The organism is Alphaproteobacteria bacterium (assembly GCA_016722515.1).
In the GTDB taxonomy this organism is placed as follows: Bacteria; Pseudomonadota; Alphaproteobacteria; order Rickettsiales; family JADKJE01; genus JADKJE01.
The window spans coordinates 1-20,677 of sequence record JADKJE010000012.1 but is presented as its reverse complement, the minus strand read 5'-3'; the positions used below and the strand labels follow the sequence as shown (position 1 = coordinate 20,677).

Below are 20,677 nucleotides of genomic sequence, written 5' to 3'. Positions count from 1 at the left end.
CTATGACTATCTACATTGAAGACAACCTTCCGAACATCCGAGACAACGGACTCAACACCCTTGAGGACACTTCGGTAGGTGGAAACCTTGCAGTAACTGGTACTTCAGCATTTACAGGAGTTGCGACATTCACAGCAGCACCAGTATTCAACGGAGGACAGACAGCAACGACGGTTGTTCAAAGCGCACTCGTTGGAGCTACTGTTGCCCTAACGGCAGCACAGTCAGGAGGTGTATTCATTAACCGTTCAACGTCAGGAACTCCATCATGGACTCTCCCAACGAACGTAGCGGGTCTTAGATACACTTTCGTAACAGCGAACACAACTGCTGGTTACACCGTCACAGGTGGAACTATCAAGGCAAAGACGAACGCAGCAGGTACTGCTATCAGCGGTACTACGCTTACCAACACACAGGCAACTGCAGTTGTTGGAGATGCGATTACTCTTGTTGCTGACGGCACTAACTGGGTCATGGTGTCCCAGACTGGTGTCTTCGGTGCTGCATAAACGTATGGCTAGAATTGCTAAGAAGAAAGAAGAAACCGCCCCAGAGCTTGAAGTAGCAGTAGAGGCCGCAAAGGAATCTATTTGTGAATCATGTAATGGAAGCGGTTTGAAAGACGCAGACAATCTTTGCGCCGACTGTGCAGGACACGGAAAGCGTTAAAGGCTATGCCGCCCTTATCGTCTGCCTCTCACTTCGGGGTCAGGAGGACGAAAGGGGAATTAGTAAGTTAAACAAAATTAAGTTATATGAGTCGCATTACACAGAAAGGAGCTACAGGACCATTGGCACTTGTTGCTAACGGTGCATTCCAAACGTCAACTGATTCGTCACTCGCAACCCTCGTTGGTTCACGCTGGGACTTGTCGGATGGACGCGAGGTTATCCTTGCTAGTGCATCTTCAGCTACCACAGTTGCCGCAGGTAAGCTCTACCAAGACCCTGCTCAGATTACTGACCACCAGAACCTTGCGGTAACTGCATACACGGCCTACTCAGCAAACGGAAACGTCCCTGCAAAAGTTACGTGTACTCTTGGTGCAACAGCAGTCGTAGCTAACCAGTACGCAGGCGGTTTCCTCATCGTGAACGACAACAACGGTGAAGGACAGTCACTTCGTATTGCAAGCCACCCAGCAGCAGACGCATCAGCTTCTCTCGCGGTAACGCTTGAGGAAGGTGCAACGGTTGCTATCACGACAGCTTCGGAGGTCAGCCTTCTTCCACCACACGGAAAGAACGTCATCATCTGTCCTACAGCCGTAACAGGCGCAGCAGTTGGTGTCAGCCTTTACGCTATCGCGGCAAGCGCATACGGATTCTTTGTTTCAAAGGGTCTTGTAGCATGTCTCGGTGATGGAACGATTGCAGTCGGTTCAGCAGTTTCACCTTCAAACGCAGTCGCTGGTGCCGTTGAAAACGGTGTCATCGCACAGGGCTTTGTTGGAAACGCAGTTCAGACTGGTGTTGATACCGAATACCGAGGTATCTTCGTCAATCTCTAGAGTTTTCACTCAGGGCCTACGGGCCTTGGGATGAGCACTTTAGCTCAGCTCTGATAAAGGGCTAACCACGCTGATAAAGCGCAAACATATGAATGATGTAATGAAAGTAGAGTCAACGCTTCCCGCAGACTTTGATGGAGTATTCAAGTTCACGAACTGGTCAGATGAGGAGTTCATAGGAGTATGGGGCAAGAAGGAATATCACTTCCCTGCCAATGCAACCTCCCCAATGATTATTCCTGAGCACTCGCCTCTTGAAATCCAGCAAATCCGTAAGAAGTTCGCAAAAGACTTGGCAGAGCGTGAGTTCTTTAAGGGTAATCACTACGAAACACTCCGAAGCCCTGAAGGTACTCTCGGAAACCGTACGATGTCAGGTATTCAGACGGCAGGTGCATACACCATGGATGACCTCGCAACAGGTATTCAGATGTGTTTGAAACCACTTGAAGTCAAAAAGGCATTCGTGGAATCAGTAAGTGAGACTCCTATGGAGGAAAAGCTCTCACGAAACGAGGATGGAGAACTCAATACAAAAGCAGTAGACAAGAAAGCCTCACTACGACAGCGTGCGCTTGATGGAGGTGGACTTCCAACAAACTAAACAATGAAACTTCTAACTAAAAGCGAAATAGACACCGCAAAGGCGAAAGACCGCCAGTTAGAAGTGTCTGAAGGTCTTAAAGTAGCCAAGAGAGTAGATGCCTTGCGTGAAACACACGCCGATGAGGAGGCTTCTCTAGAGAGGTTCCGCGTTACGACTGTTTCACGAATCAACGAGGAGATTAAAGCTGAGAATCTTAAACTTTCACTGGTGAAATCAGAGGTATCTGAGTATGAACGACGCAAAGCCGAGGCTCTAGTCCCTCTCGATGAGGAGTGGTCAAAGGTTAATGAAGAAAAGAACCGCCTCACCGAGAGGACAGTGGAGCTTTCCAAGCAAGACTCTATATTGCACGAGAAAGACCTATCATTAGACAAGAGAGACAAAGCACTACTAGAGCAAGAACAACGCGCTGACGGGGCATTTAAACGCGCACAGGGGCTTCTACAGGACGCCGACACTAAGAATGAGCAGGCAAACAAGATAATGCGGGATGCGGGAGCAATTATGAGGAAAGCAGAGGCAGAAAGTGCAGTAAAGACTGCCAACGCCGAGGAAAAGGAACGATTTGTAGAGGAACGAGAGAAAGCTGTCGCTAAGGAGGAGGAGAGACTACGCAGGAAGGAGATTCAACTTGCTAAAGACCTGTCGGCTCTCTGTGACAGGGAGGCATTACTGGAGAGAAATATTAAGAGAAATAAAAAATAGATATGGCAGATTCAACGGCTATCCTTTACCAACACGCTGGTCCGACTAATACACCTTCAATCGCAAGTGCAGCAACAGCTTTGGCTGCTAATCCTGCTCGTGGTGCTTGGATGATTCAGAACCTCGGTCAGAACGCTCTCTTTGTACGCCTTGGCGCAGGAGCATCAACATCAGTGTTTCACGCAGTTTTGAAGGGTAGTAGTGCAAACGACGATGGTACAGGCGGAACAATCGCACAGGAGGCAGGAACGGTTTACACAGGAGAAATCACAATCGCAGGAACAAGCCCACGTTATACAGTTCTAGAAATCTAGTATGATTACAGCCCCGAAGCAGTAAAACTCACAGAAGACCAGTCAAAACAGTTGGAAGTCTACCAGACTCGTCTTGGTGGCCTCACCGCAAACATTGAGGCATCCACACTTGCACTTGGTGCAGTACGAAAGGATGTCGTTAAAGCCCAGAAAGAAAAGGAATACGTAGACGAACAGTTCAAATCTTCTAGTGACGCTCTTGATGAAAAGAACAAGCAACTAGATTCCGCGACAGAGAGTCTTAAATCTACAAAAAGTGCGCTGGACTTGCTGATTAAGGAGAAGAAAGAGATTGAGGTAGGGCTTGCGGATAGGGAGTCCGACCTTGTAGAAAGAGAGTCTGAAATTGCACGTAGAGACAAGGAATCCGCAGAACGCTCGGAGGAAACAAAGAAAGAGTGGACGATTGTTATTAAAGAAAAAGAGGAGGTATCTAAAGCTAAAGACGCCTTCTTGGAGGCAACTAAACACGTTACGTGGTAGAGATACAACAACCAGGTGGAGGAGGCGGGACACCAATCTCTTTTGGCGACCCAACACAAATCCCTTACGTAAATGCAACGGGGGATGATTTTGACTACTCCACAGACCTTACTTGGAACGACTCTACAAAACAGTTTGTAGTGGGGGGTAAAGCGACGTTTGAAGACGGAATGTTCACCCCGTGGACTCGTACCCTTATTGTCGACCAAGGCGGACACGGAGACTACACAACTGTCAAAGGAGCCGTCGATTACGTTGCTACACAGACACCAACATCTACAACTCCGTGGCAGATTCTCGTCATGTCGGGAAAGTACGCTGAAAACCCATTCAGCATCCCCGCGTATGTAACTGTTAGCGGTTTCGTTCCTACAACGTGGGGCAACTTCGACACTGTTGTCATCGACTTCACATCTACAATCACATCGGGCATCGGAATCACAATGGTGAACAACTCCGACCTCGGTAACTTGGTCGTGAAGTTCGACGGATTCACCGCGACACAAACAGGAAACCTCACCCTCATCAGTGGTGCGAACAAGGTAACGGGTGTATTTGTTCAATGCTACGGATTCAGTGCCTACAATCTTATTGGTCTTTCTGCGAGCGTAAGCTCTGCATACATCACAAACTGTACGCTTGAAGTCGATAACTTCGGTGCTGGTGGCGCAAGAGCTATTTCAAGTGCTAGTGCCAACGCAAACTTCAACAACAACCTCATCAAGACGTATGTCGCTGACCATTGGGGATTCGAGTGTACGGCAGGAACATCTAACATTTACGGAAGTGTCTTTAGTGGCCCATCAAGCATCCTTAGAACAGCAGGTACTTTAAATGTTTCGGGAACCTCTTACACAGCAACAAGCGGAACAATCACGTTCACAAACAGTCTTTCTGTTGCTCTTGATACTTACGGAGTTGGTTGGGCGACCTCGCAGAAGGCTACAGCACAGAAGGACGTTTACGACAAGATTGAGTCGATGAGTGGCGACATTACTGATAGGGTCCCATACACAGGTGCAACAAATGACCTAGATTTGGGCGTATATGGCCTTCGTCAGACAAACGGTGGGGCTTTTTCATACATCACAAACGACGGAACTGCCTTGAAAATTGCAGGTCTAAATACAAGTGATGTAAATACAGTAGGTTTTACCAGTCAAATAACCAATCTAAGTGCTTTGTTCGACCTGAGTGCAATCACCGCCACAGATAAAAACTTTGCCTTTCCAAACCAGTCGGGGACGTTGGCTCTTACATCGGATATTCCAGCAGCTGGTTTAACACAACCCCAAGTGATGGCTCGTATTTCAATAGGATTTTAATAAAAACACATGCTACTTACATCAACGTCTGACTTAATAAGAATTGTATACTCTGCGGAAACCACCGTAGACTTGGATATTCAGGCTGGGTGGGCCGACCAAACGACAACGGCGTTCACACCAGGGAGAACAAACACAAATGAGACAAACGCTAGTGGTGCGACGGCAACGATTGTGGGTTCCCCAGATACATCAACACAGCGTCAGGTAAAGACGATTGTTATCTACAACGCACAGGCTACCTATAGCAATACCGTTACCGTTCAGCACTACGATGGTTCTCTTGCAGTAGATGTGTGGTCAGGAACTCTATCCCCAGGCGAGTCTGTTGAATACGATGGAACAAAGTGGAACAGACTTAATTCATCTGGGACACTTGTAACAAGCGGTCTTACTGCATCAGATGTGCAATCACAAACTACTAACGGCGCAGGCGTGTGGACAAAGCCAACATCGTTCACGCCAAAGTTCGTTGAGGTCATTATGTGGGGAGCTGGAGGAGGAGGTGGTGCGGGTGCCTCGCTGGTAACTGTTTCATGCGGTGGGGCAGGGGGAGGCGGTGGCGCATATAACCGCCGTATCTTTAGAGCATCTGACCTTGGTACAACAGAAGACTTCATTGTTGGTACAGGTGGAACAGCAGGTGCCCCTGGTGCTGCGGGTGCTGCGGGTGGAAACGGAGGTATTGGAGGCACAACAAGTTTTAGTACAAACAACTATTTAAGAGCGTTTGGTGGTGGTGGTGGAATTGGTGGTGCTATTTCTGGTGCTGCTGGAGGCGGAGGGGGGGGTGGAGGACAAGCATCTGCTGGAGCCGTTGGAACTACAGCCTTTGGTGTTGGTGGAGGCCCTGGTACTTCTGCAATCACTATTGCAAACCCCTCATGTGCAGGTTCAGGTGGCCCGATAACCGTAATCACTACCCACAACGCAATGTATGGTGGTGGAGGCGGTGGTGGACATACGGCAACACCAGCACAGGTTGTTGGTGGTAGCTCAATGTTTGGTGGAGGTGGAGGCGGGTGCGGAGGAGGAAAGATAACCGCTGGTCCAGCCGTAAACCAACCGTCTGCTGGTGGTGCGTCAAACGCATTTACCGCAGGAGGTGGTGGAGCCGCTGGTGTAAGCCAAAACGCACCAACCGCTGGAACCGCAGGTGCTGATGGCAACTCTCGAATAGGTGGGAGCGGAGGAGGTGGCGGTGGTTCAACAGTCCAAGCTGCAACCGCAGGTGCTGTGGGAGGTAAAGGTGGTTCACACGGTGGTGGAGGAGGTGGTGGTGGTTGTGGACATAACGCAGGGCTTGGTGGTGCTGGAGGAGCGGGTGGAGCAGGAGCAATCTACATATTCAGCTACTAGATACTTCCACAGATTTAAGACATTCAACAACAAAAGAAGTACCATACACAGTAAATATGTCAGACGCACGACTAGATGAAAACGGACGATACAGCATGACGGGTCTTCTAGACTCTGATGGGGCAACCATTACTAGAGTCACTGCCGACCCTACGAACCATGGTCTTTCGGCAGATGACAATACTACAGGTTCAGACAACGGTGGTGATTACGCTCATCTAGACGACAACTACCGACCTACCATGTACGCCTTATCCAGTGCTGACGGGACAACAAGGGTTTCGCTGTATGTCGATTCCACAGGTCACTTACTAATAGATTCATCGTAAAATGAAAGTCCCCTGCAAAAACTGTAACCAACCTTTTGAGGTAAGACCATCTCTTGTAAAGAAGGGTCTTAGGGTCTGTTGTTCGCATTTGTGTAGTAAAGCGTACCTATGGAGCAAACCTGAGTATAGAAAGCACATGTCTGAGGCTCATAAGGGCAAGCCTTCTGGGAGGAGTGGTGTGAAGTCGCCTGGGGCTGAAAAGTATCTAGGAGGATATGCTGAGAAAGGCGCCATCCCGTGGAACAAGGGACTTGAACTTCCACACCTCAGAGGGGAAAATAACTATAGATGGATTTCAGATAGGACTAAGCTTAAAAAAGATAGACAACATGCTTACGATGGTTGTTACAAAGAGTGGATGCGACAAGTCAAGAATAGGGACTGTTGGAAGTGCCAGATTTCCAACGGGGACTGCTCTGGGCGTGTCGAAGCTCACCACATTCTGAGTTGAGAAACACCCAGAACTACGTTACGAAATTAACAATGGTATTACACTGTGCCATTTCCATCACCCAAGAAGTCGGGTTGAGGAAGAAAAGTACGCACCCATCCTTTCGGAGATGGTGTTCGCTAAAGTGAAATAATTTGAGTAACGCACCCATTGACCAGAACACAAGACAAGGACTCATAGCTGTCTCCAATGCAGACGGAACTACAATCGTTCCTCTTTACGCTGACCCAACGACTCACAGACTTTTGGTGGACTTTGCTTCTGCAGGTGGAACAGTAACATCCGTTTCTGTGGTTACAGCTAACGGTTTCGCAGGTTCGGTTGCAACTGCTACGACAACTCCCGCAATTACCCTTTCTACTACGGTTACTGGCATCCTTTCAGGTAACGGAACAGCAATCTCCGCAGCTTCTACAACAGGTTCTGGTGATGTTGTTTTGGCTACATCCCCTACCCTTGTTACCCCCCTCCTCGGCACACCGACCTCTGGTAACCTTGCAAACTGTACTGGTTATCCAGTTGCGGGACTTGCAAACTTGGGTACAGGAGTCGCAACAGCACTTGCCATCAACGTAGGGTCTGCGGGTGCTTTCGTTACGTTTAACGGAGCACTTGGAACGCCATCTTCGGGGACACTCACTAGTGCAACTGGGCTCCCTATCTCCACAGGTGTTTCTGGGCTTGGAACAGGTGTTGCGACCGCTTTGGCAATCAACGTCGGTAGTGCAGGAGCCTTCGTTACATTCAATGGTGCGCTCGGCACTCCTTCGTCAGGTACTGTAACCAACCTTACAGGAACAGCCTCCATCAACATCAACGGCACGGTAGGAGGCACAACTCCGACAACTGCGACATTTACTACTGCAACTATCAACACCAGCCTGCTTCCTGACGCCAACGACGGGGCAGTTCTCGGTGCTGCGGGTACAGCGTTCTCCGACCTTTTCCTTGCAGAAGGTGGTGTCATCAACTGGGATTCAAGTGACGTTACTCTCACACAGACAGGTAACATTCTTGCGGTAGCAGGTGGAGACTTCCGAATCGCTACGGCAGATGTAGGTACAAACGCAGACAGTGTGCCAACGCTTTCAAGCACCAGCACTTTCACCAGTAAAACTCTTACTTCTCCAACGATTACAACGGCTTCCTTATCAGGAACTCAGTTGCTTGCAGAAGGCGCGTCTATTGGCCTTGACCCATCAGCATCAGCAGACGGTGCTTACTCAGGTATCACAATGACAGCAACTTCTGGTTATGCACAGGCATTTGGTGACTTGGTTTATCTCGACCCGACAGATTCACGCTGGGAAGCCTGTGATGCTAACTCAGCAGCAGGTGCAGACGGAGACTCTCGTGGAATGCTCGGAATGGTCGTGGTTGCAGGAACTGACGGCAACGCCTGTACGGTTCTCTTGCAAGGTGTGATTCGTGCTGATGCGAACTTCCCTACCTTCACAGTAAACAACCCAATCTATGTTTCAGAAACCGCAGGAGATGTGACCCAGACACAGCCAGTAACGACTGATGTGGTTATTCGATTCATCGGTGCGGCACTTACCGCCGACTCGATGTACTTTGACCCTGATAAGATTTGGTATACACACACATAGAATATGGCACTTATCGACAACCTGGTTTCCTATTGGAAGATGGATGAAGTGTCTGGCAACCGTGCGGACTCTCATGCCTCTAACACGCTCACCGACACTAACACTGTTGCGAGTGCTACGGGAAAGATTGACCTTGGTGCAGATTTTGAGAAGACCAACTCGGAGGTATTGACCATCACTGATGCGTCGCAAACAGGGCTTGATATAACAGGGGCCTTTTCGTTTAACTGTTGGCTGACTCTCGAAAGTTCAACAGGGTCAAACAATACTATCGTATCGAAATACACTGTCGCCAATGGTAAGGGATACGAGATATATATTGGAACGGCAAACTGGATTCAAGGCAACTTCACTGCTGCAGATGGTAGCTCATCAACTGGTGCAACAAACAATTCAGTTATCCCTGATGACGGCACATTCCGAATGGTGACTGTTACGTTCACTCCATCTGGTTCGGACCGAGTTAAGATATATCTCAATGCGGCAGTACAATCTATCCCATCACCAACAGATAGTGCGTGGGACATAGCGGCAACTGCTGACCCGTTTTGTATTGGTAGTAGGAACGGTAGTGCATTCTACGATGGAATTATCGATGAGTGTGGCATCTGGGACAAGGTTCTCACACAGTCTGAAATCGACCAGTTGTACAATGGGGGTGCGGGTCTAGCTTATCCACTTACCACGACAGCGATTAAAACGCTGGGAGGTTTGGCCATTGGGTCAGTAAAGACAGTAGGAGGATTAGCAATAGCATCAGTAAAAACAATCGGCGGCCTCGCATAATATGTCAGAAGAAGATATTAAGAAACTAGCGACGGCCTTGAAGGGTGGAGATAGAGACAGCTTTGCATCCTTTACATCGGGGCTTCGTACCAACTGGGTGTTCATCATCGCGGTTGCAGGTGTTGCCATGTGGGTATTCAATAGCTTCAGTGCTGTAGATGCAGTAAACGTCCAACAGGATGCGCAGATTCAGGCTATAACGGTGTCCATAACACAACTAACTGCAAACGTGGTCGCTCTTACCGCAAAGTCGGAGGCAGACAACCAGAACCAGAACCTAATCCAACAGGATATTGCGCTTATTAAGGCGGACATTGGGGCTATCAAAGAAGACCTTAAAAAATGAGCTACAACCAAGAAGACAAAGACATAGTAATCTCAGGTTTCGAGCAAGGGATTGCATCGTCTCCTCTCTTTGGTACTGCAAACATTCAAAATGCGAACATTTCAACTCAAAGTGGTGAGGTTATGGCTTCATACGGTAGAACAAGCCAAGCACAGGAAGCAATAACAAATGGAACTTTAACCGCCTCAGTAAGTGATGGAGCAACTCTTTTGGCGGCACCAGCTACCCTTAAAGCAGGTACTTGGGTCCGTGTAAGCTCCTCGACAATTACAAGCATCACAGCAGCAACCAGCCCAGCTACTGTTTCAGTAAACTACTTAGCAGTCGCAGGTGGTGGTGGAGGTGGTGGCTCGGATGACTCCGCTGGTGCGGCGGGTGGTGGTGGTGCGGGAGCAGTCCGAACAGGTACATCAAATCTTTCTGCACAAGATTACACCGTTACAGTCGGTACTGGTGGAGCAGGAGCTACTATACTTCTTCCTGGTACAAATGGTCAGGACTCCGTACTCGGTTCTATAGTCACTTCAACAGGTGGCGGTGGTGGTGGTTCTGGTGACCCTAGTGCCTCGGCAGGAAACATAAACGGTCAGAACGGTGGCTCTGGTGGTGGTGGTGGTGGAGCCAATGCTACTAACGGCACGGGAGGAACAGCGGGGACAGGAGGAAATGCTGGTGGAACAGGTCGTGTCGCTGCAACTGTCGCAGGTGGTGGTGGTGGTGGCGCAGGAGCAGTTGGAGGTAACGCTGCTTCAGGTGTTGGTGGTGCAGGTGGTAATGGTACTGCAAGCTCAATCTCTGGTGTATCGGTAACATACGGTGGAGGTGGTGGTGGTGGTTCAACAGGTGCTGCTGGAGCTGGTGGTACGGGTGGTGGTGGTGCGGGAGGGGATGGAGGTGGTTCAAGTGGTACGAATGGTACGGATGGCCTCGGCGGTGGAGGTGGTGGTGTTGGGGCTGGGACTGGTACTGGCGGTACTGGTGGTGACGGTGTCGTCATCATCTCGTATACGACAGGTGCTATGTTTGCCATTGGTGGAACTGTAACCACAGCGGGAGGAAACACAATCCACACATTCACAGAGTCTGGTACATTCCGAGTTATCACCATTCCAACTGGTGGACTCTATTACGTTTCATATAAGGATGCTTCCAACAAGATTAAGCTTTCGGCCAACTACGACCCAACTGGTGCAACGCCTCTAACTCATGGGACATCAGGTACAGCAACATTCAGTACGGTTGCAGTTCCAGCATCTGCGATAGCAAAGGCGGTTGAAATGTACACCACCGCAACAGGGGTAGAGTACCGATATTATGTTTTGGATTCTTCGGCATATCTTTGGGTGTATGACACTGCTATTTATGACAGCTCACTTGCCGCAAGTGGCGTTGCTACCCTATGGATGCTTACTGACCCAACCAACTATAGCTCTCTAGGACTAACAGGACTTGCCGTTCTTAATGGATGGGTAATGGAGATTTCTAATTATGGAATATACAGCAAACCTACCGTTGACCTCGGCAGGATGTTGCGAATCATTGAGAATGTATATCTGAACGAGCCATTCGCAACACATACCAACTATGCGTTAGTAGGTTCACAGGGGAAGATGTACTACTGCGACGGTAACTACCTTGGGGAACTGTTCCCGACCACATCTCTTGTTACGGGTGTAGCAAACGTACAATCGTATTCTCAATATACTGCCGCAACTACTACGGGAACGATAACTAAGATTTTCGGTGGTTCGTTGCCGTATGCACCAAATACTACCCCTCCATTTGGATTTGAGTTTGGAGCTAGAGTCCCTGTAGTGTTTTTTACTGATGTGTATGGAACTCTACCGACAGCAGTGACGGGCGGGACTGTATACTACATATCTTACAACCCATCCTCTAGCACATTCAAAGCGTATACCACTTCTAGTGGTGCTGTTTCTGTTGACATGTCGACTGGTGCATCTGGCAACCAATACTTCAACACGTTCTACCCATTCGGTGCTTCGGGAGTTGATGGTAGTTCTGCAACTGTCCAATGGTCAGGTCAGCGCATGAACCTTCCAACTTACGAGACAGCACAGTGTTTGGTGGAGATTGGAAATACTGTGCTTGTTGGGTGTGCTGGTAGTGTTTTGTACCCTTGGAATCAGGTGGATGCACTTCCAAGCGACCTTATCGCACTCCCAGAGGCCAACGTAAAAACTATGATAAACGTCAACAATATGGCGTATGTCTTTGCGGGTTTCAAGGGGAATATCTATATTACGAACGGGTCTGTTGCCTCGCTTGCACTTAAAGTCCCTGATTACTGTGCAGGAGTTCCAGGAACTGCCCTTACTTACATCGAGCCGTATTTCACATGGGGAGACTCCGCATACATACGAGGTCGCGTCTACTTCTCTATCCTTGACCAGACATCTGCTAAGGCAGGTAACTGTGGTGGTATCTGGTCGTTTGTACCAAGCCAAAACGTAGACCCGAACCAGAATGTTGGTATGGCACTCCGATTGGAGAATCAGAACTCTTACGGTTCGTACAACGGTGTGGCGACAATCATTCTTCCAAATGCTGAACAGCAGAACACTGTCTCCCCTCTTTATTGGTCTTTCTGGCAAAACAGCTACAGCACGGGAACGTCAACATTCGGTATTGACCAAACAGCTTCTACGCCAGTTACGCAGTTCATTGTAGAAACCGACCTTATTCCTACTGGTTCTGCACTTGATAAGGACACCTTCTCACAGATTGAGTACAAGGTTGCAAACCAGCTTCAGTCAGGAGACTCGGTTCAGTTGTACTACCGCCTGAACTCAACAGACGCTTGGACGTCACTTGGAAATGTTATTGAAGAAACCACCAAGCTATCGGGTTACTTCCAAGTGAACTTCCAAAAGAGTCAGTGGCTTCAGCTGAGGGCTGTATGTACGACTGGTGGCACAACTTCTTCATCGTTTGTTCGCCTAACGAACCTACGCTACCGCTAATATGGACGAGAACAAAATCCGACAAATCGTAAGGGATGAAGTGAATCGAGGTACTAACAAGTCTCGGTTTGAACTTAAGAGCATTCCGCGTCACGTCCACGATGGGGTGGATTCTTTGAACATTAGCGAGGACAATGTTCTTCTGACCAAAAAGCTGACTACGCAACTTATTCTCAGTGAATCGGAAACATTTACATTAAGAAACGTATACAATGTAAGTAGAATATCCTACCACGCTATCGCCTATGACTCGTCGTCATCACCAGCAACCAAGAAGGCAACAATTAGTGGCGAAATCATATTTGGTAAGTGTTCGGAGTTTACTGGTTCGGGCTCTTCAATCTCCACCTCTGGCTTGCCAATAGTGCCTAATGCGGGAAGCGGAAACACATCGGCGTTTCTTCAATCATCAAACTCGATTTATATTAACACTGGTAACCTTACTCATACATCAGTAACTGCGGCTCCTTATCTGGTTTACGCGCAAGACAATAGCACCATCTATGCCGTGCTAAGTCTCGATAGCTATAAGAACGACGAACTGACATTTACATCGTACATAGCGACAAGCTGGATTCTTAACGGTGTCCTAATAATAGAATAACAATGAAAACTTTTACCACGCTTACAAGTCTCGCAACGAATCTCTCAAACAACACATCAACGGATAACCAGTCCTTGATGGGTCAGCTTGTTTCTGACCAGCACCGTTACTTAATTCAAAAGTATTTCGATAACGAGAGGACATACACCACCGTTACTATAGGAGCTGAAGATTTGACTCTTACAGGGGCGTTGCTCGCAGGTGCTACGACAGCAACACTCACGACGACATGGACTGACGTAAGCTGTCAGCAGTTGGTGGTCTTCTCAAACTCCGACCAGAGGACTGTATTTTTCACACAGGGTTCTGCCGCTATTAGATGGCAGACAGGTCTTAGTGACTCTGCAACTACGGCAATCTCCACAGTTGGTGTTCAGTCATACCCTATTCCTGCCAATGTCAGCAAGATTAAGAACGACACCATCACGGTTGGACAACTTGTATTTACCCCAGCACCTGTTCAAAGCATCCAAGAGTGGACTATGTTGAATGCCCTACCGTACACCTCGGACATTCCAAACTACTTCTACATCTATAACAATCAGGTGTTGTTCTGGCCGATTCCAAGTACAAGTGGAAACATCATCACTTTCAACTACAAGGCGCGTGTTCCTGACCTTACCTTCTCCGATTTCACCACAGGAACCCTTAGTGGAATTGCCGTAGGAAGTAACGTGGTAACTGGTGTAGGAACAGGATGGGCGACACCATATCCCACAGGTGTAGACATTCTGCACTTCAATCTCCACCTTAAAATCACTCCTCCAAGCGGTGATGGCATCTGGTATCCAATTCAGAGGTTCAACAGCACAACAGAGGTGGTCTTAGCTTCACCCATTCAGAATGCGCCAAGCGCAACTGCGTCGGCCTATGTCATTGGTCAGCTCCCACTTCTCCAAGAGGACTTCCACGACATGCTAGTATTTGGGGCACTAAAGATTTACTTTTCATCTATAGTAGACAACGACAAGGCGTACAAGAAGTACGATACCGAGTACCAGTCTAGGCTTGACTTGTTGGAAGCATACGCTGCGAACAAGAGTGTGAACGTGGACTTGGGTGCTCAGCCGATACCAAACAACCCGAACCTTTACCTCTATGCACAGCAATAAACAATAATATGGCAGCTCTTAACAACACGGTAGCAACAGTCTTCAATAGGAATCGTGCCCTTGATAAAAGGGTTGGTAGCTCAGTCTCTAGTGCGTTCGCACAACCTGCCAAGAAGCAGGGTACAAGCCTCACCAAGTCATCACTTGCATCCCCAGGTCTTGTTACTATTGGTGGTTCAAAGCCTAAACCTGTCCAAGCTCCTGTATCAAATGGTTCAGGTAGCTATAGTGGAGTACCTGTTGTTTCTGGTACTAACGCCCAGATACAGTCGCAGGTCAGTTCAATAAACAATCCAACCCAACGACAGACAGCAAGTGTTTCACCAGTAAAATCAGCACAGCCAGTCAAAGGACTGCTTAACTTCCCAAGTCTTACAGGCAGAATTGCAGAGGCGTCTACACCAAACAGCACGCAGACACAGCTACTCCAAGACCTTAGAGGAACGGCGGGTAAGAATGAGCAGATTGCAGAGAACGCTCGTAAACTTAGCGAACAGTATGGAAGTGAAATCTCACGAGTCGGACAACTAGGTGCGGGCGCGGTTGCAGGAAACCTCAGCACAGGAACTAACGTGGTTGGTTCTGGTAACGCAGCTATCGCTTCACAGTCAGCCTCGTCCCGTATGAGCGCACTCGCAGCAGGTCAACAGGCAGCACTTGAGGGAACAGGCCAGCAACTCACTGCACAACAGCAGATGGCTAACGCACAGGCACAAGCCCTCGGTGGTGCTAACACCCAGCAATCACAGCAGATTGGTGGACTTGGGACCGCAGCAGGTCTTGCACAACCAGTACAAGTCCCCTACAGCAACCAGTTTGTTGACCCACTTACAGGACAGCCTTTCGGTGGCGGTTCTACTGGTGGTCTAAACAGTGTTGTCCAACCCCTTATTGAACGAGTGCGTCTTGGACAGATGAGCTATGACGACGCCGTATCAGCACTCTCAGGTTATGGACAAGGTGGTGTCAACGCACTCAACCAAGCTCTTGGTTCTAACTTCGATGTGGTGGGTTCTAATGCTGAAGCGTCAGCTAGAACAGCATCAACTGAACAGACAGGTACTATCGGAGGACAGATGCAAAAGGGTGCGGAGACTGTAAAGCAACACATGGTAACGCTCCTCGATGCTTATCAGAAACTGGGCGCGCAGTTTGGCATTCCGCTTATTAACAAGGGAATCAACTCTATTGCTGAAAAGTTCGGTAGCGGTCCTGTCCAGTCATACAACATCGCACTCAGCAACGTCCGAGATGAGCTTGCTAAGATTCTTGGTGGTGGTACTTCAACCGATGGTACTCGTGCCACGGCTAGAGAGCTTCTTCCAGACAATATGACCCCTCAACAGATTCAGGCATCTATTAAGACAGCTACCGAGTTGATGGACTCCAAGATTCAGGAATACACACGAGCACCAGGAGCCTCATCAGGATTCGGAGGTGGAGATATATTCGCAGAACAATGGTAAACAATGGATAACCTTGACCCACAGGCACTGAGTCTAGCCAAAGCAATCCGCAAGGCAGAAACGGGTTCTTCACAAGACCCGTACAACGCCCGTGGAGCAAGCGGTGAGTTTGGTGGGTATCAGTTCATGCCTGACACATATAAGGCACTTGCAAAGAAACACCTCGGTGACGAAAATGCCCCTGCGACGGTAGAGAATCAAAACAAGTTGGCATATTCGGAAGTCAAAGCTCTCAAAGATGCTGGCAATTCACCTGCACAGATTGCTTCCATTTGGAACTCTGGTAAGCCCGACTCATACAAGCAAGGTCTAAAAGGAACGAACTCCCAAGGTGTGCAATACGATGTTCCAGCCTATGTTGCCAAAGTAAGCCAAGCATATAGAGAACTTTCAGGAGTACAGACAGCAATGGCTTCTGAAGAAACCCCACAACCGAGCCAGCAGGTGCAAGCACCGCAACAGGAAGTTCCACAGCAGGAGCCAAAGAAACCGATATCGACGAAGATTGCCGAGATGACAGGTTTTGGAAAGACGGTGGACACCCTTGGTAGTCTTATTGCACGAGGTCAGTCACAGACAAATAAGAATTACATTGAAGCTCCTACTGGAAAAGAAGTTGCAGGTGCGGCATTAAACGTGGCATCTCTTGCAGTACCCGTCGCTGCAGGTGAGAGAGTTGCAGCAGGTCTTGCAGGAAGGTTAGCACCGAAGATTGCACAGACTGTCGGTAGAGTTGCTGCAGGTGGTCTTGTAGGACTTGGAACAGACGTTGCACAGGATTTGGAAGCTGGACGCAAGGTAAAGCCAGGACTCGGAACTGCCATTGGTGCAGGTATTCCTATCGTTGGAGCACTTGGTTCTAAGATTGCAGGACGAGTTGCGGGTGAATCTGCTGGTGTCCTTACTGGTGCAAGGTACGGTCCTCTTAAGCGAGGCTTTGAAGCATCCAAGGCTGGTGGCGAAGTTGGTGACGCATTCTCACAGGCACTCAAGGGTCAGATACAGCCAGAGCAGATTGTCGGTGAGGCTAGGGACGCGCTCGGTGCGATTGTCGGACGTAGAAGTTCGGAGTATGAAAACCTCCTGTCTTCTATGAAGGGTTCTAGCCAGCAACTTGATGTCACCCCTATATTTAAGGGCTTCAAGGAACAGCTAGGTAAGTTTGGTATCACAGGTACACCAGAGGCTCTAGACTTCAGCCGTTCAGTATTTAGATTCAATTCACAAGCACAGGCAGATATACAAAAGATTGCTAGCGAGATGGCAGACTTCGGACTCAAAGAGGGTGACAGAACATCTGTTGGTGTTGACCGACTCAAGAGGTCATTCGCAAACCTTTATGGAGAAAATAGGGACGCTAGGGCACTTGTTGAAGCTATGCGTGGCAAGACTAGGGATGTTCTCTCAAAGGTGGAAGGATATGACAAGTCCATGGCCCTCTACGGGGACATGACTGACGCTATTGATGACATTCGTAAGGGACTCTCACTTGGAGACCAAGCATCTACTGACACAGCATTTAAGAAAATTGTGTCCTCACTCCGTCAGAACCAAGAGTTCAGGAAGACTCTTATGGACGAGCTTGATAAGGAGACTGGTGGTCTACTTAGTGCAAAGGTTGCAGGTCAACAGCTTAGTGACTGGGCACCGAAGGGACTTATCCGCTCGCTCATTGGTACGGGTTCTCTTGGTGCAATTATGACAGGTATGTGGCCTGCGCTCTCATCACTTATAACAACATCCCCACGAGTTGCGGGGACGTTGGCAAAGATATTGGGTAAGACATCAAGAGACTTCCCTATCATTGAGGAGGCTCTTATAAAGGCTGCAACTAGAGGCGCACAGGCCGTAGGAGAGTAGTTACGCGCTTACAGTACCGACCTTGTTTCCACCGTTCTGAAACTTTGGTGGCACTACCTTTGGGGCTTCGACTTTCACAGGTTCTGCCTTCACTTCCTCTACTTTCTGTTCTTCTTGGAGAGCGTCAAGTTGTTTCTGAAGCATACGGATTTGTCGCACTAGATTACTAATGATTCTCTCATTCTCACTTGGGACACTAGCGTAGACGCTGGCACTTGGAAGCAAGAAAGCGAGTCCTACGAGAAGTCCTATAGCTACTTTTTTCATAACTGTATATTACCTCTTTAGCCTAATCCTGTCAATAGGATATCCACAGGTTCGTTGCTATGGGATTTTGCAGTGAAATAATACACATATATGCAATTCATCTATAGACCAGTTAAACCGTTTGTTGTTACGCAGTCTTTCGGTGAAAACAAAGCCTGTGTAGACCTAAAAACAGGCAAGAAGGTCATAGCATGTAATGGACTAAAGCCACCTAAGGGCTACAAGTCCCTCTATCTTGCAGGACACAAGGGCGTAGACATGAGAGCCACGCACGGTCAACCAGTTTATTCAGTCGCAGACGGTATCGTGGACTTCATCGACACCCAGCCTAAGTCGGGACTCGATGTTAGAGTAGTTACAGAACATGAGGGAAAGAAGTACCGAGCCATCTACGAACACCTCTTGGGCTACCAGAAGAAGGTTGGGGACAAGGTGTTCATCGGAGACTTGATTGGTTGGGCCGACAACACAGGCTACTCGTCGGGCGACCATCTCCACTTTCAGTTTGAGGTTTGGACTAAGGGTTCGTGGAAAGCAATCGACCCAATGCCGTTTATGTATCCGACTTATGCACTTGACATCGCACCGCTATATAACAAACTAAAGGAACTTATGGCACAACTTGCAGATTTACTGGCAGACAAGATGAGGAAATGAAATGTAAATACTGTAATGGAAAGAAGTTTAAGACACAGGGTAGATTTGGCGGACTCGCCTCATCTACCTTTTGTGTTTTATGTAGAAAAGTGCAAGAGCAAAGAACCCCAAAACAGATACGGGAGTTGCTCAAGATGACGAACAAGGTCAAACACTAAATACCGTACCTAGTAGTTCGTCGTCTTGAGGACCGCCTGTTCTTTAGAAAGGGGAGCAGCGATGCAGAAGACAATGTTGTGTCCGAAGTGCAACCAGTACAAGCCCACAACACGACATCACATTCTTCCGAAACGCCACTTCCGCGACAGGCATTCTCGAAGGTGTATCCTCTACATCTGTCGGGACTGCCACGACGCACTCGAACGAATCATCCCGTTCGAGAAACAGCCAAAGGACTTCTACTATGGAGTTCTGACTGGCTTCCTTCATTACTCCCCCACATAGGGGGGAGGCTTTTTATATTTATCCACAGTTTCGCTGTGAAATCGTTTTATCTTTGTTACCATTCAGGTAGTTACGGCGTACTACTCACCAAGTCAGTTCTCCTTTTTCGTATTAAGTACAGGTGCTACCGTAACTCGCCTGTACATCTGATGTTTTCGGACATCGGGTTCCCGTCGGGTAGGTCTCACTAAGTTGCGACACAACTACCTCACACCTCACGGGAACTCGGTGCATAACGCCGAAACTGTATGAAACAATCACCTAAATGGACTTTGAACACCACTGATGCAAAGAAGTGGGTTAAAAACACAATCCTATTTCTTGCACCGCTTTTCTTGATGTACTTTGCTTCGATTACCGCGCTTATTCAGGACGGACTCGCGCTCTCTGACTTCAAGATTCAACCACTCGTAGCAGGTGCTATGGTTCTCTACCTCTTGAACGTCGTAACCGACCTTCTCAAGAAACTTCAAGAAGGCCCAAAAGAGTAATGCTAGGTTTAGTTATAGGTCTGTCACTCCTAGCAGACCCTCTGAGTAGCCCCTTATTGGCCCCTAAATTGCCCGTAGACGAGACTTTGACCCAACAGACGATATTACCCGCATGGAGATACGAATTGAGCCAAAACGTCGAATTAGAGGCTCTTGCAGATTGTGAAAGCAACTTCAACGAGAAGGCAGTCAATGCACAAGATTCTGATGGATTTCGTAAGTACGGGTTATTCCAATATCACGTTCCAACTTGGGAATGGTTTGTCTCAATGATGAGGAAGGAGGGTCTTATCGAAGAAGATAGAGTTATGAACATTCTGTCGGGAGCAGACCAAATCACGGTGACGCGCTGGGCGTTTGCCAACGGATATGAAAGTCATTGGGGAATATGCCTCTAAAAATCTGTAGATATTGCTTTGTTGAAGTTGAAACGGAAGCAAAAGTGTTGCGTCCTATATGCACCCTCTGTCAAAGAAAACGACAGTTACAAGCTGTGAAGGATTGGTATAACAGACGTACCAAGGAGGAGTCAGAGGAAGCACCGTTTGTACCAGTAGTCATGGCAAATAGAGAGACAATGTATTATCCTTGGAAGCTCGACCCGTCAGTTATATTAGTTGTTGAACCTTAAATTATGGAAGATAAAACAAAGTTCGTAGTACCTCAAAGCGTATACGACTCAACAAGTGATGAGGGTAAGGCGCGAATCGACACAGAAGGAACGGTGGTTCCCGATGCGGAGTTCGTTGTTTTACAGGTAAAAGAAACAGTAGAAGAAACCGACGCTCGACTCATTGAAGAAGAAAATAGTGTAGAATCAGAAGCGTAGACTACTGTAATAAAGAAGCCGCCCAAAAGGCGGTTTTCTTTTTATTGGTTAATCGCCCAGAAAATATAGGCAAACCAGAGTACCCAGATAATTAGCAGAACTCTTAGGTTCATACTCTTATTGTTTAAGTGATT

Annotated in this window: 24 protein-coding genes; 23 read left to right on the top strand and 1 reads right to left on the bottom strand. The window is 48.2% G+C overall.

Features of this window, described 5'->3' with window-relative positions:
* Window positions 1-2: 2 nt before the first annotated feature.
* The 19 genes from IPP74_14590 to IPP74_14500 all read left to right on the top strand — a co-directional run bounded on the left by IPP74_14590 (window position 3) and on the right by IPP74_14500 (window position 17,855).
* Window positions 3-512 (top strand): hypothetical protein, encoded by a 510-nt coding sequence (locus IPP74_14590; protein ID MBL0320500.1) that lies wholly within the window; start codon window positions 3-5, stop codon window positions 510-512.
* 4 nt (window positions 513-516) lie between these two features.
* Window positions 517-672, top strand: coding sequence for a hypothetical protein (locus tag IPP74_14585; protein MBL0320499.1), 156 nt, complete (start codon window positions 517-519; stop codon window positions 670-672).
* A gap of 86 nt (window positions 673-758) precedes the next feature.
* Window positions 759-1,514, top strand: coding sequence for a hypothetical protein (locus tag IPP74_14580; GenBank protein MBL0320498.1), 756 nt, complete (start codon window positions 759-761; stop codon window positions 1,512-1,514).
* 88 nt (window positions 1,515-1,602) lie between these two features.
* Window positions 1,603-2,118: a hypothetical protein gene (locus IPP74_14575; protein ID MBL0320497.1), complete on the top strand. Its 516-nt coding sequence runs from the start codon at window positions 1,603-1,605 to the stop codon at window positions 2,116-2,118.
* 3 nt (window positions 2,119-2,121) lie between these two features.
* Window positions 2,122-2,826, top strand: coding sequence for a hypothetical protein (locus tag IPP74_14570; protein MBL0320496.1), 705 nt, complete (start codon window positions 2,122-2,124; stop codon window positions 2,824-2,826).
* Window positions 2,827-2,828: 2 nt separating this feature from the next.
* On the top strand, window positions 2,829-3,140 hold the full coding sequence (locus IPP74_14565; GenBank protein ID MBL0320495.1) for a hypothetical protein: 312 nt from the start codon (window positions 2,829-2,831) through the stop codon (window positions 3,138-3,140).
* A 51-nt stretch (window positions 3,141-3,191) separates the two neighbouring features.
* Window positions 3,192-3,623 carry a hypothetical protein gene (locus IPP74_14560; protein ID MBL0320494.1) on the top strand — a complete coding sequence of 144 codons (432 nt, stop codon included), beginning with the start codon at window positions 3,192-3,194 and terminating at the stop codon, window positions 3,621-3,623.
* On the top strand, window positions 3,617-4,948 hold the full coding sequence (locus IPP74_14555; protein ID MBL0320493.1) for a hypothetical protein: 1,332 nt from the start codon (window positions 3,617-3,619) through the stop codon (window positions 4,946-4,948). The genes IPP74_14560 and IPP74_14555 overlap by 7 nt, the downstream gene beginning before the upstream one ends.
* A 9-nt stretch (window positions 4,949-4,957) precedes the next feature.
* Window positions 4,958-6,307, top strand: coding sequence for a hypothetical protein (locus tag IPP74_14550; GenBank protein MBL0320492.1), 1,350 nt, complete (start codon window positions 4,958-4,960; stop codon window positions 6,305-6,307).
* Window positions 6,308-6,363: 56 nt separating this feature from the next.
* Window positions 6,364-6,636, top strand: a complete 273-nt coding sequence (locus IPP74_14545) for a hypothetical protein (protein ID MBL0320491.1) — start codon at window positions 6,364-6,366, stop codon at window positions 6,634-6,636.
* 215 nt (window positions 6,637-6,851) lie between these two features.
* Window positions 6,852-7,082 (top strand): hypothetical protein, encoded by a 231-nt coding sequence (locus IPP74_14540; GenBank protein MBL0320490.1) that lies wholly within the window; start codon window positions 6,852-6,854, stop codon window positions 7,080-7,082.
* 139 nt (window positions 7,083-7,221) lie between these two features.
* Complete coding sequence (locus IPP74_14535; protein ID MBL0320489.1) at window positions 7,222-8,697, top strand: hypothetical protein; 1,476 nt, start codon at window positions 7,222-7,224, stop codon at window positions 8,695-8,697.
* A 3-nt stretch (window positions 8,698-8,700) separates the two neighbouring features.
* Window positions 8,701-9,483: a LamG domain-containing protein gene (locus IPP74_14530; GenBank protein MBL0320488.1), complete on the top strand. Its 783-nt coding sequence runs from the start codon at window positions 8,701-8,703 to the stop codon at window positions 9,481-9,483.
* A gap of 1 nt (window position 9,484) precedes the next feature.
* Window positions 9,485-9,829, top strand: a complete 345-nt coding sequence (locus tag IPP74_14525) for a hypothetical protein (GenBank protein ID MBL0320487.1) — start codon at window positions 9,485-9,487, stop codon at window positions 9,827-9,829.
* Window positions 9,826-12,813, top strand: a complete 2,988-nt coding sequence (locus IPP74_14520; protein MBL0320486.1) for a hypothetical protein — start codon at window positions 9,826-9,828, stop codon at window positions 12,811-12,813. Before IPP74_14525 ends, IPP74_14520 begins: the two co-directional genes overlap by 4 nt.
* A gap of 1 nt (window position 12,814) precedes the next feature.
* The gene (locus IPP74_14515) at window positions 12,815-13,417 is read left to right on the top strand and encodes a hypothetical protein (GenBank protein ID MBL0320485.1); all 603 of its coding nucleotides are present in this window, start codon (window positions 12,815-12,817) and stop codon (window positions 13,415-13,417) included.
* A gap of 2 nt (window positions 13,418-13,419) precedes the next feature.
* Window positions 13,420-14,529, top strand: coding sequence for a hypothetical protein (locus IPP74_14510; protein ID MBL0320484.1), 1,110 nt, complete (start codon window positions 13,420-13,422; stop codon window positions 14,527-14,529).
* Window positions 14,530-14,537: 8 nt separating this feature from the next.
* Window positions 14,538-15,995 (top strand): hypothetical protein, encoded by a 1,458-nt coding sequence (locus IPP74_14505; GenBank protein MBL0320483.1) that lies wholly within the window; start codon window positions 14,538-14,540, stop codon window positions 15,993-15,995.
* Between the two features lie 3 nt (window positions 15,996-15,998).
* The gene (locus IPP74_14500; protein MBL0320482.1) at window positions 15,999-17,855 is read left to right on the top strand and encodes a hypothetical protein; all 1,857 of its coding nucleotides are present in this window, start codon (window positions 15,999-16,001) and stop codon (window positions 17,853-17,855) included.
* Here the strand turns inward: IPP74_14500 and IPP74_14495 are convergent, their stop codons facing one another.
* A complete protein-coding gene (locus IPP74_14495) occupies window positions 17,856-18,122 on the bottom strand; it encodes a hypothetical protein (GenBank protein MBL0320481.1) in 267 nt (88 codons plus the stop codon).
* Window positions 18,123-18,212: 90 nt separating this feature from the next.
* Here IPP74_14495 and IPP74_14490 point away from each other — a divergent pair, with 90 nt between their 5' ends.
* From IPP74_14490 to IPP74_14475, 4 genes are all read left to right on the top strand, one after another.
* Window positions 18,213-18,779: a M23 family metallopeptidase gene (locus tag IPP74_14490; GenBank protein MBL0320480.1), complete on the top strand. Its 567-nt coding sequence runs from the start codon at window positions 18,213-18,215 to the stop codon at window positions 18,777-18,779.
* 692 nt (window positions 18,780-19,471) lie between these two features.
* A complete protein-coding gene (locus IPP74_14485) occupies window positions 19,472-19,714 on the top strand; it encodes a hypothetical protein (GenBank protein ID MBL0320479.1) in 243 nt (80 codons plus the stop codon).
* Between the two features lie 125 nt (window positions 19,715-19,839).
* Window positions 19,840-20,112, top strand: a complete 273-nt coding sequence (locus tag IPP74_14480) for a hypothetical protein (GenBank protein MBL0320478.1) — start codon at window positions 19,840-19,842, stop codon at window positions 20,110-20,112.
* A gap of 236 nt (window positions 20,113-20,348) precedes the next feature.
* On the top strand, window positions 20,349-20,543 hold the full coding sequence (locus tag IPP74_14475; GenBank protein ID MBL0320477.1) for a hypothetical protein: 195 nt from the start codon (window positions 20,349-20,351) through the stop codon (window positions 20,541-20,543).
* Window positions 20,544-20,677 lie beyond the last annotated feature (134 nt).

Bases quoted from the DNA above. Each gene is read 5' to 3' on its own strand.
- IPP74_14565 (MBL0320495.1), top strand. From the start codon at position 2,829: ATGGCAGATTCAACGGCTATCCTTTACCAACACGCTGGTCCGACTAAT.
- IPP74_14550 (MBL0320492.1), top strand. From the start codon at position 4,958: ATGCTACTTACATCAACGTCTGACTTAATAAGAATTGTATACTCTGCG.
- IPP74_14505 (MBL0320483.1), top strand. From the start codon at position 14,538: ATGGCAGCTCTTAACAACACGGTAGCAACAGTCTTCAATAGGAATCGT.
- IPP74_14570 (MBL0320496.1), top strand. From the start codon at position 2,122: ATGAAACTTCTAACTAAAAGCGAAATAGACACCGCAAAGGCGAAAGAC.
- IPP74_14490 (MBL0320480.1), top strand. From the start codon at position 18,213: ATGCAATTCATCTATAGACCAGTTAAACCGTTTGTTGTTACGCAGTCT.
- IPP74_14575 (MBL0320497.1), top strand. From the start codon at position 1,603: ATGAATGATGTAATGAAAGTAGAGTCAACGCTTCCCGCAGACTTTGAT.
- IPP74_14525 (MBL0320487.1), top strand. From the start codon at position 9,485: ATGTCAGAAGAAGATATTAAGAAACTAGCGACGGCCTTGAAGGGTGGA.
- IPP74_14500 (MBL0320482.1), top strand. From the start codon at position 15,999: ATGGATAACCTTGACCCACAGGCACTGAGTCTAGCCAAAGCAATCCGC.
- IPP74_14510 (MBL0320484.1), top strand. From the start codon at position 13,420: ATGAAAACTTTTACCACGCTTACAAGTCTCGCAACGAATCTCTCAAAC.
- IPP74_14495 (MBL0320481.1), bottom strand. From the start codon at position 18,122: ATGAAAAAAGTAGCTATAGGACTTCTCGTAGGACTCGCTTTCTTGCTT.
- IPP74_14485 (MBL0320479.1), top strand. From the start codon at position 19,472: ATGAAACAATCACCTAAATGGACTTTGAACACCACTGATGCAAAGAAG.
- IPP74_14545 (MBL0320491.1), top strand. From the start codon at position 6,364: ATGTCAGACGCACGACTAGATGAAAACGGACGATACAGCATGACGGGT.
- IPP74_14585 (MBL0320499.1), top strand. From the start codon at position 517: ATGGCTAGAATTGCTAAGAAGAAAGAAGAAACCGCCCCAGAGCTTGAA.
- IPP74_14540 (MBL0320490.1), top strand. From the start codon at position 6,852: ATGCTGAGAAAGGCGCCATCCCGTGGAACAAGGGACTTGAACTTCCAC.
- IPP74_14590 (MBL0320500.1), top strand. From the start codon at position 3: ATGACTATCTACATTGAAGACAACCTTCCGAACATCCGAGACAACGGA.
- IPP74_14580 (MBL0320498.1), top strand. From the start codon at position 759: ATGAGTCGCATTACACAGAAAGGAGCTACAGGACCATTGGCACTTGTT.
- IPP74_14515 (MBL0320485.1), top strand. From the start codon at position 12,815: ATGGACGAGAACAAAATCCGACAAATCGTAAGGGATGAAGTGAATCGA.
- IPP74_14520 (MBL0320486.1), top strand. From the start codon at position 9,826: ATGAGCTACAACCAAGAAGACAAAGACATAGTAATCTCAGGTTTCGAG.
- IPP74_14530 (MBL0320488.1), top strand. From the start codon at position 8,701: ATGGCACTTATCGACAACCTGGTTTCCTATTGGAAGATGGATGAAGTG.
- IPP74_14475 (MBL0320477.1), top strand. From the start codon at position 20,349: ATGGAAGATAAAACAAAGTTCGTAGTACCTCAAAGCGTATACGACTCA.